The organism is uncultured Roseivirga sp., from assembly GCF_963973945.1.
Lineage (GTDB): Bacteria > Bacteroidota > Bacteroidia > Cytophagales > Cyclobacteriaceae > Roseivirga.
The window spans coordinates 153,750-170,360 of sequence record NZ_CAXBBV010000004.1; the positions used below are offsets into that span (position 1 = coordinate 153,750).

Genomic DNA, 16,611 nt, shown 5'->3' on the forward strand with positions numbered 1-16,611 from the left:
ATTTATGATGGGTTGAATTACTCTTGATACTTTTCCGTTGATGGTTAATTAATAGTAAAAGTATAGTGTTGATTCACCTTTGGTAGTTCTTTTGGTCACTTCACTATTCGTGTTAAACTCGTAATCGAATTGATACAATAGATCTACATCGTTTTCTTCCACTCGATAAGAAGCAGGTAACTTTGTTTGTGTTTTAATAGTAGGAATTACTTCATTCACAGGAAATGGGTTTACCTTGTCTAAGTAGTGATCGTAAGTACGAGTAGAGGTCAATTTCAAATCACCGTTCTGAGCTGGGTAATAAGCGAGCTGCTTGTACAAGTTACCGTCTTGAAAATATAGGTAAACAAACATTAAGCTAAGTTCATATGAACCATTAGATTGAAGGTAATAGTCTGCTCTACCAGCTACATTACCCATAAAATCATAATCATATTCTATATAAGATTTTTTGACACCGTATTCAATTTTCTCAGACCGAATTATTCTTCCATTCTGCTTAATAAAATACTCGTCTTGGCTAGGGTAGTAGTTGATCCTTTCAATCATACCATTCGCATCATAATAATAGGTGTCTGTGCCTGCACTAGCTCCAGGAGTCTCAGATGTCCAATTCACTTTGCTCACACGACCTTGTTGATCATACACGAATGTTCTTTTGGTTTTCCAGCCGCTAGCCGCTGATTCAAAAGATTGCGCTTTGCCAAAAAGTTCATCATCCAGAATATTGATCTCGATGTTATCTGAATCACCGCCAACCGCAGAAATCCCATCAACTATTCTAAACTTAAGGGTGCTATGACCAGATAATAAATCGTTGTCTTGAGGAATCACTTTAAATTCTGCCACAGTTTGGCCAGCGAGGATTTCTAAATCAATTTGACTTTGTTTCAAGGCTGGCTCTGTAGAGAAGCTGCCTTGACCAATGGCATCATTTAAATTTAATACCAAGGTATAATCTTCTTCAGCTTCGGCTGATAATTGAATTCGCACGGTCAAGGAACCATCATTTTCCTTTAGGTTGACAATACTATTTTCAAAATTAGCCTTAATCAAAGAAGAAGGTGGTGGTGTAGAATTAGAATCATTGTTAGGGTTAGTTCCGTCTTCTTCACAGGCGAGCAATCCAGCCATCACTATGACAGCCATGCTCAATTTTAGAGTTTTATACATTGAGATAATTTGAGTTTTTGTGCCTTCTGTTTGCTTGCATGCTTCTTTAAAAATTACTTCCCTGAGAGGGTTGTGATTGTATTAAATAAAAGTGAGCATGCCGCCAAACGTCCAACTGATTTCTCGTCTACAACTCGTATGCCAATTTTTGTTAAAACAATATACTTGTAAAGTATTCTCTACTTGGAGATATTTAAAATGTTAAAAAACGCTGTAATGGAATGTTGACAGGCTTGTATGAATAGAACTGAAAATTACTTACAGTTCCTGATTTCTATAGCTTCATGTTTTGCGACTTGCAAAAACAAGCATAGCTTTGAAAGCATAATCTAAATATACAGAGAAGTTAAAATGAAGGCACTTGTATTAGTAGATCATCCAGAAAACAAAATTCAATTGTTAGAAGTGGAAAAACCTGTCCCTACCGAAGGAAAGGTTTTGATTAAGCTAAAGGCAGCTGCCTTAAACAGACGTGATCAATGGATAAGGGAAGGAAAATACCCAAATATTCAGATGAACACGATTTTAGGTTCTGATGGCGCTGGAATTGTAGAAGAAGTTAGTGCTGGTGTTTCATCTGATTTAATTGGGAATGAAGTCATCATCAATCCAAATATAGATTGGGGAGAAAACCCAAAGGTACAGTCGAAAGCATACCACATATTAGGAATGCCGACTAATGGCACCTTTGCTGAATATGTAGAAGTTGAGGCTTCAAAAATTTATAAAAAACCAACGTATTTAAGCTGGGAAGAAGCGGCTTCTATTCCTTTGGGCGGACTTACAGCTTTTAGGGCTGTGTTTACTCAAGGTCAGGTGTCGGCAGGTCAAAATGTGTTGATTTCGGGAGCTGGAGGAGGCGTAGCGCAGTTTGCTATGTTGTACGCTTTGGCGGCTCAAGCCAATGTGTATGTTACTTCAGGAAGTGCAGATAAGATCAGAACTTGTATAGATTTAGGCACAAAGGCTGGGTTTAATTACAAAGCCGAAGGCTGGCAGAAAGAAGCGCTCCAATCTTCTGGTGGTTTCGATGTAGTCATCGACAGCGCAGGCGGAGATCAGCTCAACGACTTTATTAAAATGATGAAACCTTCTGGAAGAATTGTTTTTTATGGTGCTACCAATGGCACTCCACAAAAACTAGACATGTTCCGCATGTTCTGGAATCAGATTACCCTGCAAGGTTCCACCATGGGCAACGATCAAGAATTTGAGCAGATGGTTGCCTTCATCAATGAACATAAAATCAAGCCTATTTTAGATTCAGTCCGCCCATTTTCAGAAATCATTTCTGCATTTGATGCTATAAAAAATGGTGGAACTTTTGGGAAGTTGGTGGTGAACATGAAAGACTGACTTGAAAAACTGCGAGCCTATTTTCTCTGAATTTGCTTGTTGTTGCTCCTTCCATCTAACCCGATCAACTACCATTCAACAGAGGAATTGATTGCATTTATTAATCCTCGATTTTTTGAACCCTATTTTTTCCGTAAACTCATGGTTTAATTGAACAAACTTTTAATTAGCCTATGAACCAGAAAGTCAAAAAATGGGTATTAGGGGCGCTATTTTTATTTAGTGTTTCACTACAAGCCCAAGACTACAACAACGCTAATCAGCTTGCACAAAGACTGAAGCAGTTGGCCGGGTCTTCACCCGATGTAAAATTAGAATCAATCACAAAAACCGATGGAGGCAAGGATATTTGGATGCTGACACTTGGCAAAGGCGATGTAGATAGCAAACCAGCTATGGCCGTTGTCGGTGGGGTAGAAGGTGCTCATGTTCTTGGAGTAGAAATGGCAGTTCGTTTTGCCGAAGGTATTGTGAAGGATAATGCGAGTGTTTTAGAGAATACTACTTTTTATGTATTCCCAAACATGAGCCCAGATGCTACTGAGCAGTATTTCGCAAAGTTGAAGTACGAAAGAAGTGGCAATGCAAAGCAAACGGATGATGACCGTGATGGAAAGCTGAACGAAGATCCATTTGAAGATTTAAACGGTGACGGTATTATTACTTGGATGCGTGTTGAAGATGCTACTGGTGACTGGATTACGCACCCTGCTGATAGCCGCGTAATGATTAAAGCTAATAAAACTGAAGGTGAAAAAGGTAAGTATAAAATATTCACCGAAGGAATGGATAATGACAAAGACGGTAGCTTCAATGAAGATGGCGAAGGTGGAGTTCATTTTAGAAAAAATTTAACCTATGAGTACCCGTACTTTGTAGCCGGTTCTGGCGAACACTCTGTTTCTGAAAAAGAAAACAGAGCCCTATTAGATTTACTTTACACCAAGTGGAACCTGTATGGGGTTTTCACATTTGGCCCAGGTAATAACCTTTCTAGCCCTTGGAAATTTAATCGTGCTGGAGCATCTAAAAGAGTAGTGACTAGTATTTTAAGCGAAGATGCTGATTTGAATAAATTCATTTCAGATGCTTATAATAAAACTACAGGTATGAAAAACGCACCAGCTTCTGGCGAACAAGGTGGTGACTTCTTACAGTGGGCTTATTTCCACTTCGGAAGATTGAGCTTAGGAACACCAGGATGGTGGACACCTACAGTAAAAGATGAAGAAGGAGCAGTAGCCAACAAAGACAAAAACCAAGAAGTAAACTTCTTAAGATGGGCAGCACAAGAAAACCTAAGCAATTACTTTGTCGATTGGAAAGAAATCAGTCACCCTGATTTCCCAAATCAAAAGGTAGAAGTAGGTGGTATTGCGCCATTTAAAATGAATAATCCTCCAATGTCAATGGTAGAAGAAGCTTCTAAAAAGAACAACGATTTTATTGTTGAACTAGTAGGCATGCAAGCCGATGTTAAATTGGTGAACCTTAAATCTGAAGCTGTTGGAAAAGGAATGACAAGAATAACAGTAGACGTTTACAATGCCGGTACTTTACCAACTCATACCCAAATGGGAACTCGTTCCCGTTGGTTAAGACCTATAATAGTTGAATTGAAGCTTGGTAAGGATCAAGAAGCCATTTCTGGAAGAAAAATCATGACTATTAACAACCTTGATGGTGATGGATCGCAACAATTTACTTGGCTTGTGAAAGGAAAAGGATCAGTTCAAATCGAAGCTGGTGCTCCACATGCAGGTGTTGACAATGTTACTGTAAACCTTAAATAAGAAAACCGATGAAAAGATATATATCAAACTTATTCGCTGGTTTAATCATGGTAGGTTTAACACTACCAGTAACCAGTTTTGCACAGAATGCCGATGAAGTTTTTAGGGCAGCAGGTTCTCCTCACAACCCTAAAGTAAACATAGCTTTTAATCGCTATTATACTTCAGAAGGATTGGCTGAGATATCTAAGAAAATAGCCGCAGCACACCCTGATTTGGTAAAGCGTATTTCAATAGGTAAATCTTATGAAGGACGTGATATTTGGATGCTTCAAGTAACTAATTTCAAAAAAGGAACAGCAGATAGAAAGCCTGGTTTTTATATCGATGGAAATATCCACTCAAATGAAATTCAAGGTGCAGAAATTTCTATTTATACCGCTTGGTACTTAACTGAAAACTTTGGTGATGTAGACTACATTACTGATATGCTTGATAATCGCATTTTTTACATTGTTCCAACCATCAATCCTGATGCAAGGAATCATTACATGCAACAAGCGAATACAGGGAGTTCACCTCGTTCGGGCATGATGCCTTTGGATGATGACCGTGACGGTTTGGTAGACGAAGATGGACTTGATGATCTAGACGGTGACGGTTCTGTAACCAGTATGCGTAGAAAAAGTGAGTATGGCGATTTCATTGTAGATCCGCTTGATCCACGAAAAATGATCCAAATTGGGCCAGATGACATTACTACTGCACAGCGTTATGAAATGTTAGGTTCCGAAGGAATCGATAATGACGGTGACGGAAGGGTGAATGAAGACCGACCAGGGGTATATGATCCAAACAGAGACTGGGCATGGAAATGGCAACCTGATTATATTCAGCGTGGTGCTTTAATGTACCCTTTCAGTGCACCAGAAAATCGCGCTGTAGCCGATTTCGTTATGGCACATCCAAATATTGCAGGTGCACAAAGTTTCCATAATTCTGGAGGTATGATTTTAAGAGGCCCTGGAGCTGAAGAAGATCTTGCTACCTACAACCGTGCTGACCTTAGAATTTATGATGCTATTGGACAGAAAGGACAGAAAATGCTGCCAGGTTACCGCTACTTAACCGTGTACAAAGATTTGTACTCTGTATTTGGTGGAGAGTTAGATTGGTTCTACGGAAGTAGAGGTATTTACACTTTCACCAATGAGATTTTCACCAGCTTTGCATATTATAAAAATGAGCGAGGTGGAAGAGATGAGAGTTATGACTTTGATAGAGAATTATTAGCAGGTGATGCTTTTACTCCTTGGGCTACTTATAATCACCCAACTTATGGTGAGGTAGAGATTGGTGGCTTTAAGAAAAACTTTGGAAGAGCAACCCCTGGATTCTTGTTAGAAGAAGAGCTTCACAGAAATATGGCCTTTGCACTCTATCATGCACACCACATGCCTTTAATTAGTGTGGATAAGGTGACGGAAAAAGATTTAGGTGGAGGACTTAGAGAAATTACTGTAGTAATTAAAAACGATAGGTTGATGCCTACTCACGCTTCTCAAGATTTAAAATATAAAATCGAAAGACCTGATTATGTAACCATTTCAGGTGTTGATGTTCAAGCCGGTATGGTTGTTCAGGATTTAGACTTAGGTCTTAGCACAGAGCAAAAAGTAGATCCAGCTAAAATGGTTTTGGAGAATATTCCAGGTAACGGTACTATAACTTTGCGTTGGATTGTATCAGGAAAAGGAACTCCAAAAATTACAATAGATAGTGCAAAAGGTGGTGTTGTAACCAACTAAGCTATTTTAACTAGAGATTGAATGAATAAAAAAACCGGAGGAGACTCCGGTTTTTTTATGTTTTATAAGAGCAAATGAAAGTGCTGCTTTTATAGAGGGGTTAAGACCAATCTAATCGTAGCTCTTTTTACCCTTCTTTTCTCTTTTTGCTTCTTTCTTTTCTTTAGGGGTTTTTAATGCCTCCTTTTTTGTCGACTTTTTTGCGTCTTGAGATTTGGCCATGATTTCTAAATTTGTTCAATGTACTATTTTTAAATTCAGTAATTCATAACACGCCAAAGCATAACAGGGAGAATCTACCTTCTCTTGTTCTTTTTCGCTTGATTTTTATCTCCCCTTGTTCTAGGTTTTTTATACTTGGCCTCAATGGTTCTTTTGTATGAACCACCTTGATTTTCCTTTTGATTCTTCTCCTTCTTTTCATGAAAAGCTGGGCCAGGCATATGCTTCGATTGCTTGTGGTTTTTATGGACTTCAATTACCACTGGCTGCTCCTCAGGAGTTAGTTTTCTAGTGATTGTTACCTCTTCTGGAAAAGGAAGGGTAGGGATTTCATAACCCATTAAAAGCTCAATGGCCTCTTTATCCGCTTCTTCCTTTTCAGTATAGAATAGAATGCTTTTGCCCTCATGCTCAGCACGGCCAGTTCGCCCAATTCGGTGCATATAGTTTTCAGGGAAATTAGGCGTATCAAAGTTGATTACATGAGTGATTTGCTCTAAATCCAATCCACGAGCAATCACATCGGTAGCCACTAAGATTCGGGTGCTGCCTTGGTCGAAGTCTTCAATAGATCTGATTCTATAATTTTGCGATTTGTTAGAGTGAATTACCCCAACTTTCGACATAAAGGTTTCTTCTAATAGCTCATACAGTCTATCCGCTGCTTTCTTATTCGCCACAAAAACCAATACCTTCTTAAACTCATCTTTGTTTTCTAAAAGGTAGGTAAGAAGATTGGCTTTGGTATAAAAGTTAAGTACGGGGTAACATTGTTGCGCAATATTGTCGAGTGGAGTTCCACTTACAGCAATAGAGATTTTAGCGGGAGTAATAAAGTAATCGTTAATCAGCGCATCCACTTCGTCCGTCATAGTGGCCGAAAACATAATGTTCTGCCTTCTTTCTGGAAGTAAGTCGAAAATATTCTGAAGCTGAAATCTAAAGCCCAAATCGAGCATTACATCCACTTCATCTATAATTAACTTGTTAATGCTTTTTAAGGAAAGCGCTTTGCTAAGCACCAAATCATACAATCGGCCAGGTGTGGCTACTAGAATGTCGCAGCCCTCAAGGGCTTCAGCCATGTGAGTTTTGATATTCACTCCACCATAAACTCCCAAAACACGAACATTCATGTATTTGGCCAATAGCTTGGTTTGCTCCACCACCTGTAATACCAATTCGCGAGTAGGAACAACCACTAAAATACGCGGAGTAGTTTGCTTAGAAAACTTCAGGTCGCGCAGGGAGGGAAGCATGTAAGCAAAAGTTTTTCCCGTGCCTGTTTGCGCAATTCCCACCAGGTCTTTTCCAGATAATACTACAGGAAAGGCTTCTGATTGAATAGGGGTAGGCTTTTCAAAATTCAAATCATCAATGGCGTTCCGAAGCGGAGTAGAAAGGTTGAGCGATTCAAAGTTATCCATGAAGAAAATATTTTTGCAAAAATAGGGATATCTTAATTAGCAATTAGTAAGGTCAGGAAATCTTCTAAACACGAGCCTCATATCAAACAATAGATAGCCCAATTCTAGATTTCGGTGTGCAAAAAAGAGTTTAAGGAAGTCTAAATACTGCTGGCAGTGCGTTAATGAATTGGAGATTTGAAATCGTTAAAGTAGTTTTCGACATGAATGGCAGTTTGTCAAAGTTGTACTGGGTAGTTTTCCTGATTGTTTTTGCAATGCCAGCTTTTGGGCAGTTAGAAGAAACAATCGAGGCCGATGCAATGATTGAGTGGAGTGAATCGCGTCCGTTAGAATGGAAGGATTACACTTACAGGCGCATCAGGCTCAAAGGCAGCATGGCATTAACGATGGTGAAGCATTCCGTTAAAGGATACTTAAGGAACGGACTACCAGAATTTGAAATTAAGGTACTTTTTAGAAAGCCTAATTCATGGACATCGGACACCACCAACTTAGAATTGTTAGGTCATGAACAGCTCCATTTTGATATAGCCGAACTTTATAGAAGGAAAATTGAAGCAGAAATTATCAAACTTCAGCAGAAAAAGGAGAAAAAGGCTGGTGTTTATAAAGCTGAGATTAAACGTATTCTGGATGAATTTAATGTTTATTCAAGAAGATATGATAGAGAGAGTAATCATGGAAAGAATAAGCTTGAGCAGGCAAAATGGAAGGAGCAAGTAGCCTCTAGTTTAGAGAAGGTAAAATAAATTAACATATGTTATTATGTTTATATTTAAATATTAATTAATCATCTCCAACTTGGTCGTTGATTTTTTTGACCGATAGGCAAAAACTGAGGCGATAATGTAGCCAGAGAAAATATCCCAAACACCCCACCAAGCAGCCAATAGTGCCATTGGCCCGTTTCCATCAAAAAAATTGAATACCAATACTAAAGCGAGCCCACCATTCTGAATTCCAGTTTCAATTGAAATGGTTCGGCAATCTTGCTCGCTGTTTCTGAAAAGTTTGCCTGTGAAGTAACCAATTCCCAAAGCCATTAGGTTGTGGAGCAACACGAGAGCAACAACATAATGGATGTAGTTTTTAAAAACATCAAGGTTATCAATTGTGGCTACGACAACAAAAGCCATTAGAATAAGAAAGGAAATCACCTTGACTGGCCTTTCTATTAGACTTGCTATTCTAGGAATTTTGCTGCTTACCATTAAGCCCAAGAATAGTGGGAGTACTAAAATTAGAGATACCGTTTTGAACATGTGGGTAAAGCTTAAGCCAATACTCTGAATTAGTTCAGAAGTTTCTGGTAATAAACCACCCCAAAAACTAAAGTTGAATGGAGTAGTAAAAGCAGCAACAACAGTAGCAATGGCTGTGAGCGTAACGGAAAGAGCAACATTGCCTTTTCCTACCATAGAATAGAAGTTGGACACGTTTCCGCCAGGGCAAGCTGCTACCAAGATCATTCCTAGCGCCAAACCTGGATGAGGCTTTATAATCAAAACCACCAAAAAGGTAAACGCTGGAAGCAAAATAAACTGACTGGTAAGGCCTGTTAAAACGGCCTTCTTATTGTTAAGTAGGTTACTGAAGTTGCTTTTTTTAAGGTTAAGGGCAACCCCGAACATAATAAACCCCAAACAAAAATTTAGCAGGCCAACGCTATCATTGGTAAAATTGATCCTGACTTCTTCTAGTGTAGACATTCGTCAAATCTAAAGAAGAACCCGATCATAACAAATTTGACTTTTGAGGTCAATAATCTTTATTTCTACTTTCTTGATAAAGAAGAATTCGCCAATTTCGCATCAAATTTAAAAGCTATGATGATTATCGGTTTTGTATTGGCCTTGTTCGTATTTGCCATCATTTCTCCATCTATTCTTCCTAACAAGAAAGTTAGTAATCATAAAAAAGATTGGGAGGTTTAATTAAAACCTCTTTTCTACTTTATTTCCTCCCTTCCATCAGCGTGTAAGGCAAAGCGGCCTCTGCCGTTCTCATGGGTATAGTCATGCTTGGGCCAAGGCCAGCCACCAAATTGAGTGTTTTGGTATTCGCTCATTGCTTGCTGAATTTCAGCATTACTATTCATTACAAAGGGGCCATATTGCGCTACTGGCTCTCCAATCGGCTTTCCCTGTAGCATTAAGAGTTTAGACTCTCCGTTGCCATTTTTAAGTATTGTTGCTTTTGTAGCATCCACCTTAATCATGTTTCCTTTTTTCACGGGGCTCCCATCTATTTCCATGTCCTCGCCTGCGTAGAAGTACAAACTTCTATTTATTCCTGCTGAAGCAGTAGGTAATTTCCATTCCGCATTGGGCGATAAAATCACTGTCCATATAGCAACTTCATTTTCTGGCTTGGCAGCCCAAGAGTCAGGGGCAGGAGAGGGCGATTTATAATTCTCAATTTCACCATTGATTATATTCACGCTAGTAGTGTTTCCGTGCTCATCAGTATGAGTATATACAGGAATATCTTCACTCCAAAGCATGGCAAAATGTGGTTCTACCATTTTACTCGCCTTTGGCAGATTTAGCCATATTTGAAAAAGGACCAATGGGTTTTCGTCAGTTTCATTCAGCAAGGGGAACATTTCTGAATGCTGAACGCCCTTGCCAGCCGTCATCCATTGTACATCACCATTACCAAATCTGCCAGCAGCACCTAAAGAGTCAGAATGATCTACAAGTCCTTTTTCCGCAATGGTTACCGTTTCAAAACCTCGATGTGGATGGGCAGGAAAACCGGGTACAGTTTGCCCGTGATACATGCTCCAGCCGTCTTTTCCTGCAAAGTCCGAACCTAAGTTTCGACCTGAAAGATTTGCTTTTGGCCCCATTTGGCCATTTCCCTTTGGGTAATTGTCGTGGTGAAAAGCACAGAATAGGAACGGATCACTTGTTTGCCAAGGGAATGAAAGGGGCTGTATAGATAATATAGAATTGGTCATAATGTCATTTTTAGATGTACCAACATATAAATATTTCAGAAGGTTTCCTTTTGCTCCCTTCAATTAAATTAGTGGTAAATGGAGTCAATATACAATGATATCCATGCCTTAAATGATTACAATTGTTATCTTCGCGCCAAATTAAAATCGAATGGACAAGTTAGTTGGGTTTATAAGAACGTCAAGTTATCTCATCTTTTTGGCCGCCCTTATTTGGGCTTATGCGTCTTTAGCAGGTCAAGTTTCTTATAAATTTGATGGAGATGGTACTGCTGTGGAAATCGTAGATAAGAATACTTTCTTTTTTGCAAGCGTAATAATCTTTCTAGTCGCCAATGTAATCTGTGTATCATTCATTAAAGTGCTTAAAAAAATTAAGTCGTCAGAAGATGGCGTTGGTATTCGAAACAGAGCTTTAAAGCTTGATGTAATCACTTGGATCAAAGGTTTTGCAGGAATCCTAAATATTATGTTCACTACAATTGTGTTCTTTTTAGGTTTTATGAATATGAACGAACTTAAGTTAGACGCACTCAGTATTTATATTTACATAGGCCCCGTACTATTGATCTTCTGGTTTTTCTATTTGGTCAAAATCCTTTCTGTACGCAGATCATAAGCTAAAAATTAATCAGGTTGCTTTCATTTCTGCTCGATTTACAAATAATCGAGTCTTTTTAAGGTTTTTATTGGGTAAAGTCAATAGTGACTTTTTAGTTTTTATATTCTAACTTCCGCCTTGATTTGTGCGGGACAGCACATTATTTCTACTTGAATCTTATTGGAGTTTTTGAATGGCGAATGAAGTAGCAAATTATACCGAAGACAGTATTCGGTCCCTCGATTGGAAAGAACATATTAGACTTAGACCAGGAATGTACATCGGTAAATTGGGTGATGGAACCGCTCATGACGATGGCATCTATGTACTTGTAAAAGAAGTAATCGATAATAGTATTGACGAACACATGATGGGGTTTGGTAAGACCATCGATGTGAAAGTATCTGAACTTAAGGTAGAAGTACGCGACTATGGTCGTGGTATTCCTTTAGGTAAAGTGGTCGATTGCGTGTCTAAAATCAATACTGGAGGTAAATACGATAGTGGTGCTTTCCAAAAGTCAGTGGGGTTGAACGGAGTAGGTACAAAAGCCGTCAATGCTCTTTCTAGCTTTTTTAAAGTACAATCTTATCGTGATGGTCGCACAAAAGTAGCCGAGTTTGAAAGGGGTGAAATCAGAAATGATGAAGCCGAAACTACAAGCAGCGGTCGTAACGGAACACTTATCGTTTTCAGGCCTGATGATACCATTTTCAAAAATTACCATTTCATTCCAGAATACCTTGACGACCTTATTTGGAACTATAGCTTCTTAAATGCTGGTCTGACAATAAACTTTAACGGTACAAAATATCATTCCGAAAAAGGTCTTTACGATCTGTTATTAAGAAAAACCAATGCCGACAGTTTAAGATATCCAGTCATTCACCTAAAGGGTGAAGACATTGAAATAGCTATGTCGCACAGTAATCAATATGGAGAGGATTACTATTCATTCGTAAACGGACAATACACCACCCAAGGTGGAACGCACCAGGCTGCCTTTAGAGAAGCCGTTGTGAAAACGGTTAGAGAATTCTATAACAAAAACTTTGAAGCTACTGATGTTCGTGCTTCTATTGTCGGTGCGATTGCAGTTAGAGTACAAGAACCCGTTTTCGAGTCGCAAACCAAAACTAAGCTGGGTTCTCAAAACGTGGCGCCTGATGGACCAACCATGAGGACTTTCGTAAACGACTTTGTAAAGAAGGCGCTAGATGATTTTTTACATAAGAACCCTGATACCGCCAACCTGCTTTTAAAAAGAATTCTTCAGTCGGAGCGAGAAAGAAAGGAGATTGCTGGAATTAAAAAGCTAGCGAACGAAAGAGCCAAAAAGGCCAATCTTCATAATAAAAAACTAAGGGATTGTCGCATTCATCTCGATGATAAGAAAGGGGATGACGACTTGAGAAATGCCACTACACTGTTTATTACCGAAGGTGATTCTGCAAGTGGTTCAATTACAAAGTCTAGAAATGTTCAAACTCAGGCGGTTTTTAGTTTAAGAGGAAAACCGTTGAATTGCTACGGTTATTCCAAAAAGGTAGTATATGAAAATGAAGAGTTTAACCTGCTACAACATGCTTTGAATATTGAAGATGGACTAGAGGGTTTACGGTATGATAAAATCGTTATTGCTACCGATGCCGATGTAGACGGAATGCATATCCGTTTGCTACTCTTGACATATTTCCTTCAGTTTTTCCCTGATTTAGTACGTAGAGGACACGTCTACATTCTAGAAACCCCATTATTTAGAGTTCGGAATAAAAAAGAAACAATTTATTGCTACAGCGAAGAAGAAAAGCAAGCGGCTGTAGCAAAGCTTGGTAACAAGCCTGAGATTACGCGATTCAAAGGCTTGGGAGAAATTTCTCCGGAAGAATTTAAGGGCTTTATTAATGCTGAAATGCGTTTAGAACCAATCATTTTAAGAAAAGATACTAGTATTGAAGAATTACTGAAGTTCTATATGGGCAAAAACACCCCAGATCGTCAAAACTTTATCATCGACCGGCTAAAAGTAGAAAAAGACTTGGTGACGGAAACTGTTTAAGTAATTGTCTGGATCAGAATTAGTAGAATTATAAAATTGCCGAATGGAGAAAGATGAGCTTACATATGCAGTTATAGGTTGCGCTATGAAAGTTCATAACACTTTAGGGCCTGGTTTTCAAGAAGTCATTTATCAGCGATGTTTAGCTATTGAATTTGAACGAGCAAGCATTGGTTATCAAAGAGAGCAAGAGCAAGCGGTGTTTTATGATGGAATAGAAGTAGGTCTTCGTAGGGCTGATTTTATTGTTGAAGATAAAGTGGTGGTTGAATTGAAAGCTTTGGTGAGATTGGAAGATGCTCATTTGGCACAAGCCAAAAACTATACTGTAGCCTATGATTTTCCAAAAGGACTGCTGATAAACTTTGGTGGAAAGAGTCTTGAATACAAATTATTATTTAACCCAAAATACCAAGATCAGAAATAGCGACTGGGTGGCAATGAATCTTGAGAATTCTCAGATTCTGTATAATTCTGATCAAAGATGAATATGACTGAGAATACTGAAGACTTGAACAACGGAGAAGACAGAGGGCTACAGGAAGTAAGACCAGTTTCTGGCATGTACGAAAACTGGTTTCTCGATTACGCTTCTTATGTAATTTTAGAAAGAGCTGTTCCGGCCATTGAGGATGGATATAAGCCTGTGCAACGCAGGATTCTCCATGCCATGAAGGAAATGGACGATGGTCGTTTCAACAAAGTAGCCAATGTTATTGGACAGACCATGCAGTATCACCCACATGGTGATGCTTCAATAGGTGATGCAATTGTAAACATTGGTCAGAAAGATTTATTGATTGAAACCCAAGGAAACTGGGGCGATATCCGTACAGGCGATAGTGCCGCTGCTGCTCGTTATATAGAAGCAAGACTCTCTAAGTTTGCTTTAGAAGTTGTTTTTAATCCCCAAACTACAAACTGGCAGCTTTCTTATGACGGCCGTAAAAAGGAGCCAGTAACGTTGCCAGTTAAGTTTCCGATGCTTTTGGCCCAAGGAGTAGAGGGTATTGCCGTTGGTCTTTCTACCAAAATTCTTCCACATAACTTTATTGAGTTAATACAAGCCACCATTAAGGTGCTGCAAGGAAAGAAAGCCAAGGTTTACCCTGATTTTCCTACTGGAGGAATGGCCGATTTCTCTGAATACAATGACGGCTTACGAGGAGGTAAAATCAAGGTCCGTGCTAAGATTCATGAAGAAGATAAAAAGAGCTTAATTATTAAAGACATCCCTTTTGGAACTACAACTACCAGTGTGATTGACTCCATTATCAAGGCCAATGACAAAGGGAAAATTAAGATTAAAAAGGTAGTAGATAACACTGCCGAAGATGTAGAGATTTACATTGAATTGGCTCCAGGCCAATCGCCTAACATCACTATTGATGCACTTTATGCCTTCACCGATTGTGAAGTGAGCATTTCACCAAACTGCTGTGTGATTATTGAAGACAAACCTCATTTTATTGGGGTTTCAGAAGTTCTACAGATTTGTACTAACCAAACAGTAGACTTACTCAAACGAGAGCTTGAGATCAGAAAAGGAGAGTTGCTTGAAAAACTGCTATTCTCGTCTTTAGAGAAGATTTTTATTGAGAACAGAATCTATAGAAATATAGAAGAATGCGAAACATGGGAAGCCGTAATTGCAACAATAGATAAAGGGTTAGACCCTTTCAAGCCAGATTTCTATCGCGAAATTACCGAAGAAGATATTGTAAGGCTTACGGAAATTAAGATAAAGAGAATTTCTAGGTTCGATGCCTTTAAGGCAGATGAACTAATGAGACGTTTGCAGGATGAATTGGCCGAAGTAGAACATAACCTAGCCAATTTGGTAGAATACGCTATAGCCTACCATGAAAAATTATTAGAGAAATTCGGAAAAGGGAGAGAGCGTAAAACAGAAATTAAGTCTTTTGAAAGCATTGCAGCCACAGTTGTAGCAGCAAATAATGCCAAACTCTATGTAAACCGTGCTGAAGGATTTATCGGTTACGGAATGAAGAAGGACGAGTTTGTCTGCGACTGCTCCGATATTGATGATGTTATTGTTTTCCGTAAGGATGGGAAATTCCAAGTAGTTAGAATTTCCGATAAAATATTTGTTGGTAAAGATATCATCCATGTGGCTGTGTTCAATAAGAATGACGAGCGTATGGTGTATAACATGATTTACCTTGACGGAAAAACTGGCCGAAGTATGGTTAAGCGTTTTCAGGTTTTGGGTGTTACCCGCGACAAAGAATATGACCTTACCAAAGGCGAGCGTGGATCAAGAGTGCTGTACTTCACCGCCAATCCAAATGGAGAGGCAGAGCTGGTCACCATTTATTTGACATCAGGCTGTAAAGCTAGAGTGAAGGTTTTTGATTTTGATTTTTCAGAAATTGAGATCAAAGGAAGAGGAGCAGGCGGTAACATTGCTACGAGATACCCTGTACGCAAAATTCAACTCAAGATGGAAGGCAAGTCCACTTTGGGAGGCGTTGATATCTGGTACGATGATTCAATCGGAAGGATTAATCGAGATGAACGCGGAGAGCATTTGGGCAACTTCCAAAGCGAAGATAAAATTTTGGTAATATATGACTCTGGAGAATACGAGCTAACCTCTTTTGAACTCACCAACCGATATGAAGCAGCTAAAATCGTATTAATCGAGAAGTTTGATCCAAAAGGAATTATCTCTGCCATTCATTACGATCCAGACTCTCAATACTATCTAGTAAAAAGATTTCAGGTCGAAACCAGCACAATGGATAAGAAGTTCGGCTTTATTAGCGAAGAAAAAGGAGCCAAGCTTTTACTAGCCACTACCGTTGCCCAACCGCAAGTAGAGGTAGCGTATACAGTAAAAGGATCGCGCGATCGCCAAACAGTTTCTGTAGACCTAGACATGGTAATCGATGTAAAAGGCTGGAAGGCAATGGGGAATAAAATTTCACAACATTCCGTAAAGAAAGTAACCTTATTGAATAATGAGGCCAAATCTAAACCGAGTAAAAAAGAGGTTAATGTTGCGGAAGAGAGCGTAGATGAAGAAACTACTCCTAAAGGCCAGAACCCAGTTGAAACTAAGCCAGAAGCACCTAAGCCTGCTCCTGAAAAACCAACCGATGAAAAGCCAAAAGGTAAAGAAGGTGGTGGTTTTAATGTAGGAGAAACCATAGACCTATTCTAAATACTAGGGGTAAAACATTCATCAACTGTTTTTTAACTGAGGCCACACATAAATAGGCCAAAGGTTGAATGAAGTTGTTT

The 16,611-nt window shown here is 39.1% G+C and carries 12 protein-coding genes; 8 read left to right on the forward strand and 4 right to left on the reverse strand.

Features of this window, described 5'->3' with window-relative positions; translation table 11 throughout:
* Window positions 1–48: 48 nt before the first annotated feature.
* Window positions 49–1,149, reverse strand: coding sequence for a hypothetical protein (locus AAC026_RS08990; RefSeq protein WP_339697155.1), 1,101 nt, complete (start codon window positions 1,147–1,149; stop codon window positions 49–51).
* Between the two features lie 375 nt (window positions 1,150–1,524).
* Between AAC026_RS08990 and AAC026_RS08995 the strand changes: the two genes are divergently transcribed.
* The 3 genes from AAC026_RS08995 to AAC026_RS09005 all read left to right on the forward strand — a co-directional run bounded on the left by AAC026_RS08995 (window position 1,525) and on the right by AAC026_RS09005 (window position 6,070).
* A complete protein-coding gene (locus AAC026_RS08995) occupies window positions 1,525–2,529 on the forward strand; it encodes a zinc-binding dehydrogenase (RefSeq protein WP_339697157.1) in 1,005 nt (334 codons plus the stop codon).
* 173 nt (window positions 2,530–2,702) lie between these two features.
* Window positions 2,703–4,322, forward strand: a complete 1,620-nt coding sequence (locus AAC026_RS09000; protein WP_339697159.1) for a M14 family metallopeptidase — start codon at window positions 2,703–2,705, stop codon at window positions 4,320–4,322.
* 8 nt (window positions 4,323–4,330) lie between these two features.
* On the forward strand, window positions 4,331–6,070 hold the full coding sequence (locus tag AAC026_RS09005) for a M14 family metallopeptidase (RefSeq protein WP_339697161.1): 1,740 nt from the start codon (window positions 4,331–4,333) through the stop codon (window positions 6,068–6,070).
* Window positions 6,071–6,366: 296 nt separating this feature from the next.
* Here the strand turns inward: AAC026_RS09005 and AAC026_RS09010 are convergent, their stop codons facing one another.
* A complete protein-coding gene (locus AAC026_RS09010) occupies window positions 6,367–7,719 on the reverse strand; it encodes a DEAD/DEAH box helicase (protein WP_339697163.1) in 1,353 nt (450 codons plus the stop codon).
* Window positions 7,720–7,883: 164 nt separating this feature from the next.
* On the opposite strand from AAC026_RS09010, the gene AAC026_RS09015 reads away from it, so the two are divergent.
* On the forward strand, window positions 7,884–8,471 hold the full coding sequence (locus AAC026_RS09015) for a DUF922 domain-containing protein (RefSeq protein WP_339697165.1): 588 nt from the start codon (window positions 7,884–7,886) through the stop codon (window positions 8,469–8,471).
* Window positions 8,472–8,504: 33 nt separating this feature from the next.
* Here AAC026_RS09015 and AAC026_RS09020 read toward each other — a convergent pair whose 3' ends face one another.
* Both AAC026_RS09020 and AAC026_RS09025 read right to left on the reverse strand, forming a co-directional pair.
* The gene (locus AAC026_RS09020; RefSeq protein WP_339697167.1) at window positions 8,505–9,431 is read right to left on the reverse strand and encodes a bile acid:sodium symporter family protein; all 927 of its coding nucleotides are present in this window, start codon (window positions 9,429–9,431) and stop codon (window positions 8,505–8,507) included.
* 239 nt (window positions 9,432–9,670) lie between these two features.
* Window positions 9,671–10,684, reverse strand: a complete 1,014-nt coding sequence (locus tag AAC026_RS09025) for a pirin family protein (protein ID WP_339697169.1) — start codon at window positions 10,682–10,684, stop codon at window positions 9,671–9,673.
* A 151-nt stretch (window positions 10,685–10,835) separates the two neighbouring features.
* On the opposite strand from AAC026_RS09025, the gene AAC026_RS09030 reads away from it, so the two are divergent.
* The 4 genes from AAC026_RS09030 to AAC026_RS09045 all read left to right on the forward strand — a co-directional run bounded on the left by AAC026_RS09030 (window position 10,836) and on the right by AAC026_RS09045 (window position 16,531).
* On the forward strand, window positions 10,836–11,303 hold the full coding sequence (locus AAC026_RS09030) for a hypothetical protein (RefSeq protein ID WP_339606233.1): 468 nt from the start codon (window positions 10,836–10,838) through the stop codon (window positions 11,301–11,303).
* A gap of 175 nt (window positions 11,304–11,478) precedes the next feature.
* Window positions 11,479–13,344 carry a DNA topoisomerase IV subunit B gene (locus tag AAC026_RS09035; protein ID WP_339606234.1) on the forward strand — a complete coding sequence of 622 codons (1,866 nt, stop codon included), beginning with the start codon at window positions 11,479–11,481 and terminating at the stop codon, window positions 13,342–13,344.
* A gap of 43 nt (window positions 13,345–13,387) precedes the next feature.
* Window positions 13,388–13,771, forward strand: coding sequence for a GxxExxY protein (locus AAC026_RS09040; RefSeq protein ID WP_339697171.1), 384 nt, complete (start codon window positions 13,388–13,390; stop codon window positions 13,769–13,771).
* Between the two features lie 63 nt (window positions 13,772–13,834).
* A complete protein-coding gene (locus AAC026_RS09045) occupies window positions 13,835–16,531 on the forward strand; it encodes a DNA gyrase/topoisomerase IV subunit A (RefSeq protein ID WP_339697173.1) in 2,697 nt (898 codons plus the stop codon).
* Window positions 16,532–16,611 lie beyond the last annotated feature (80 nt).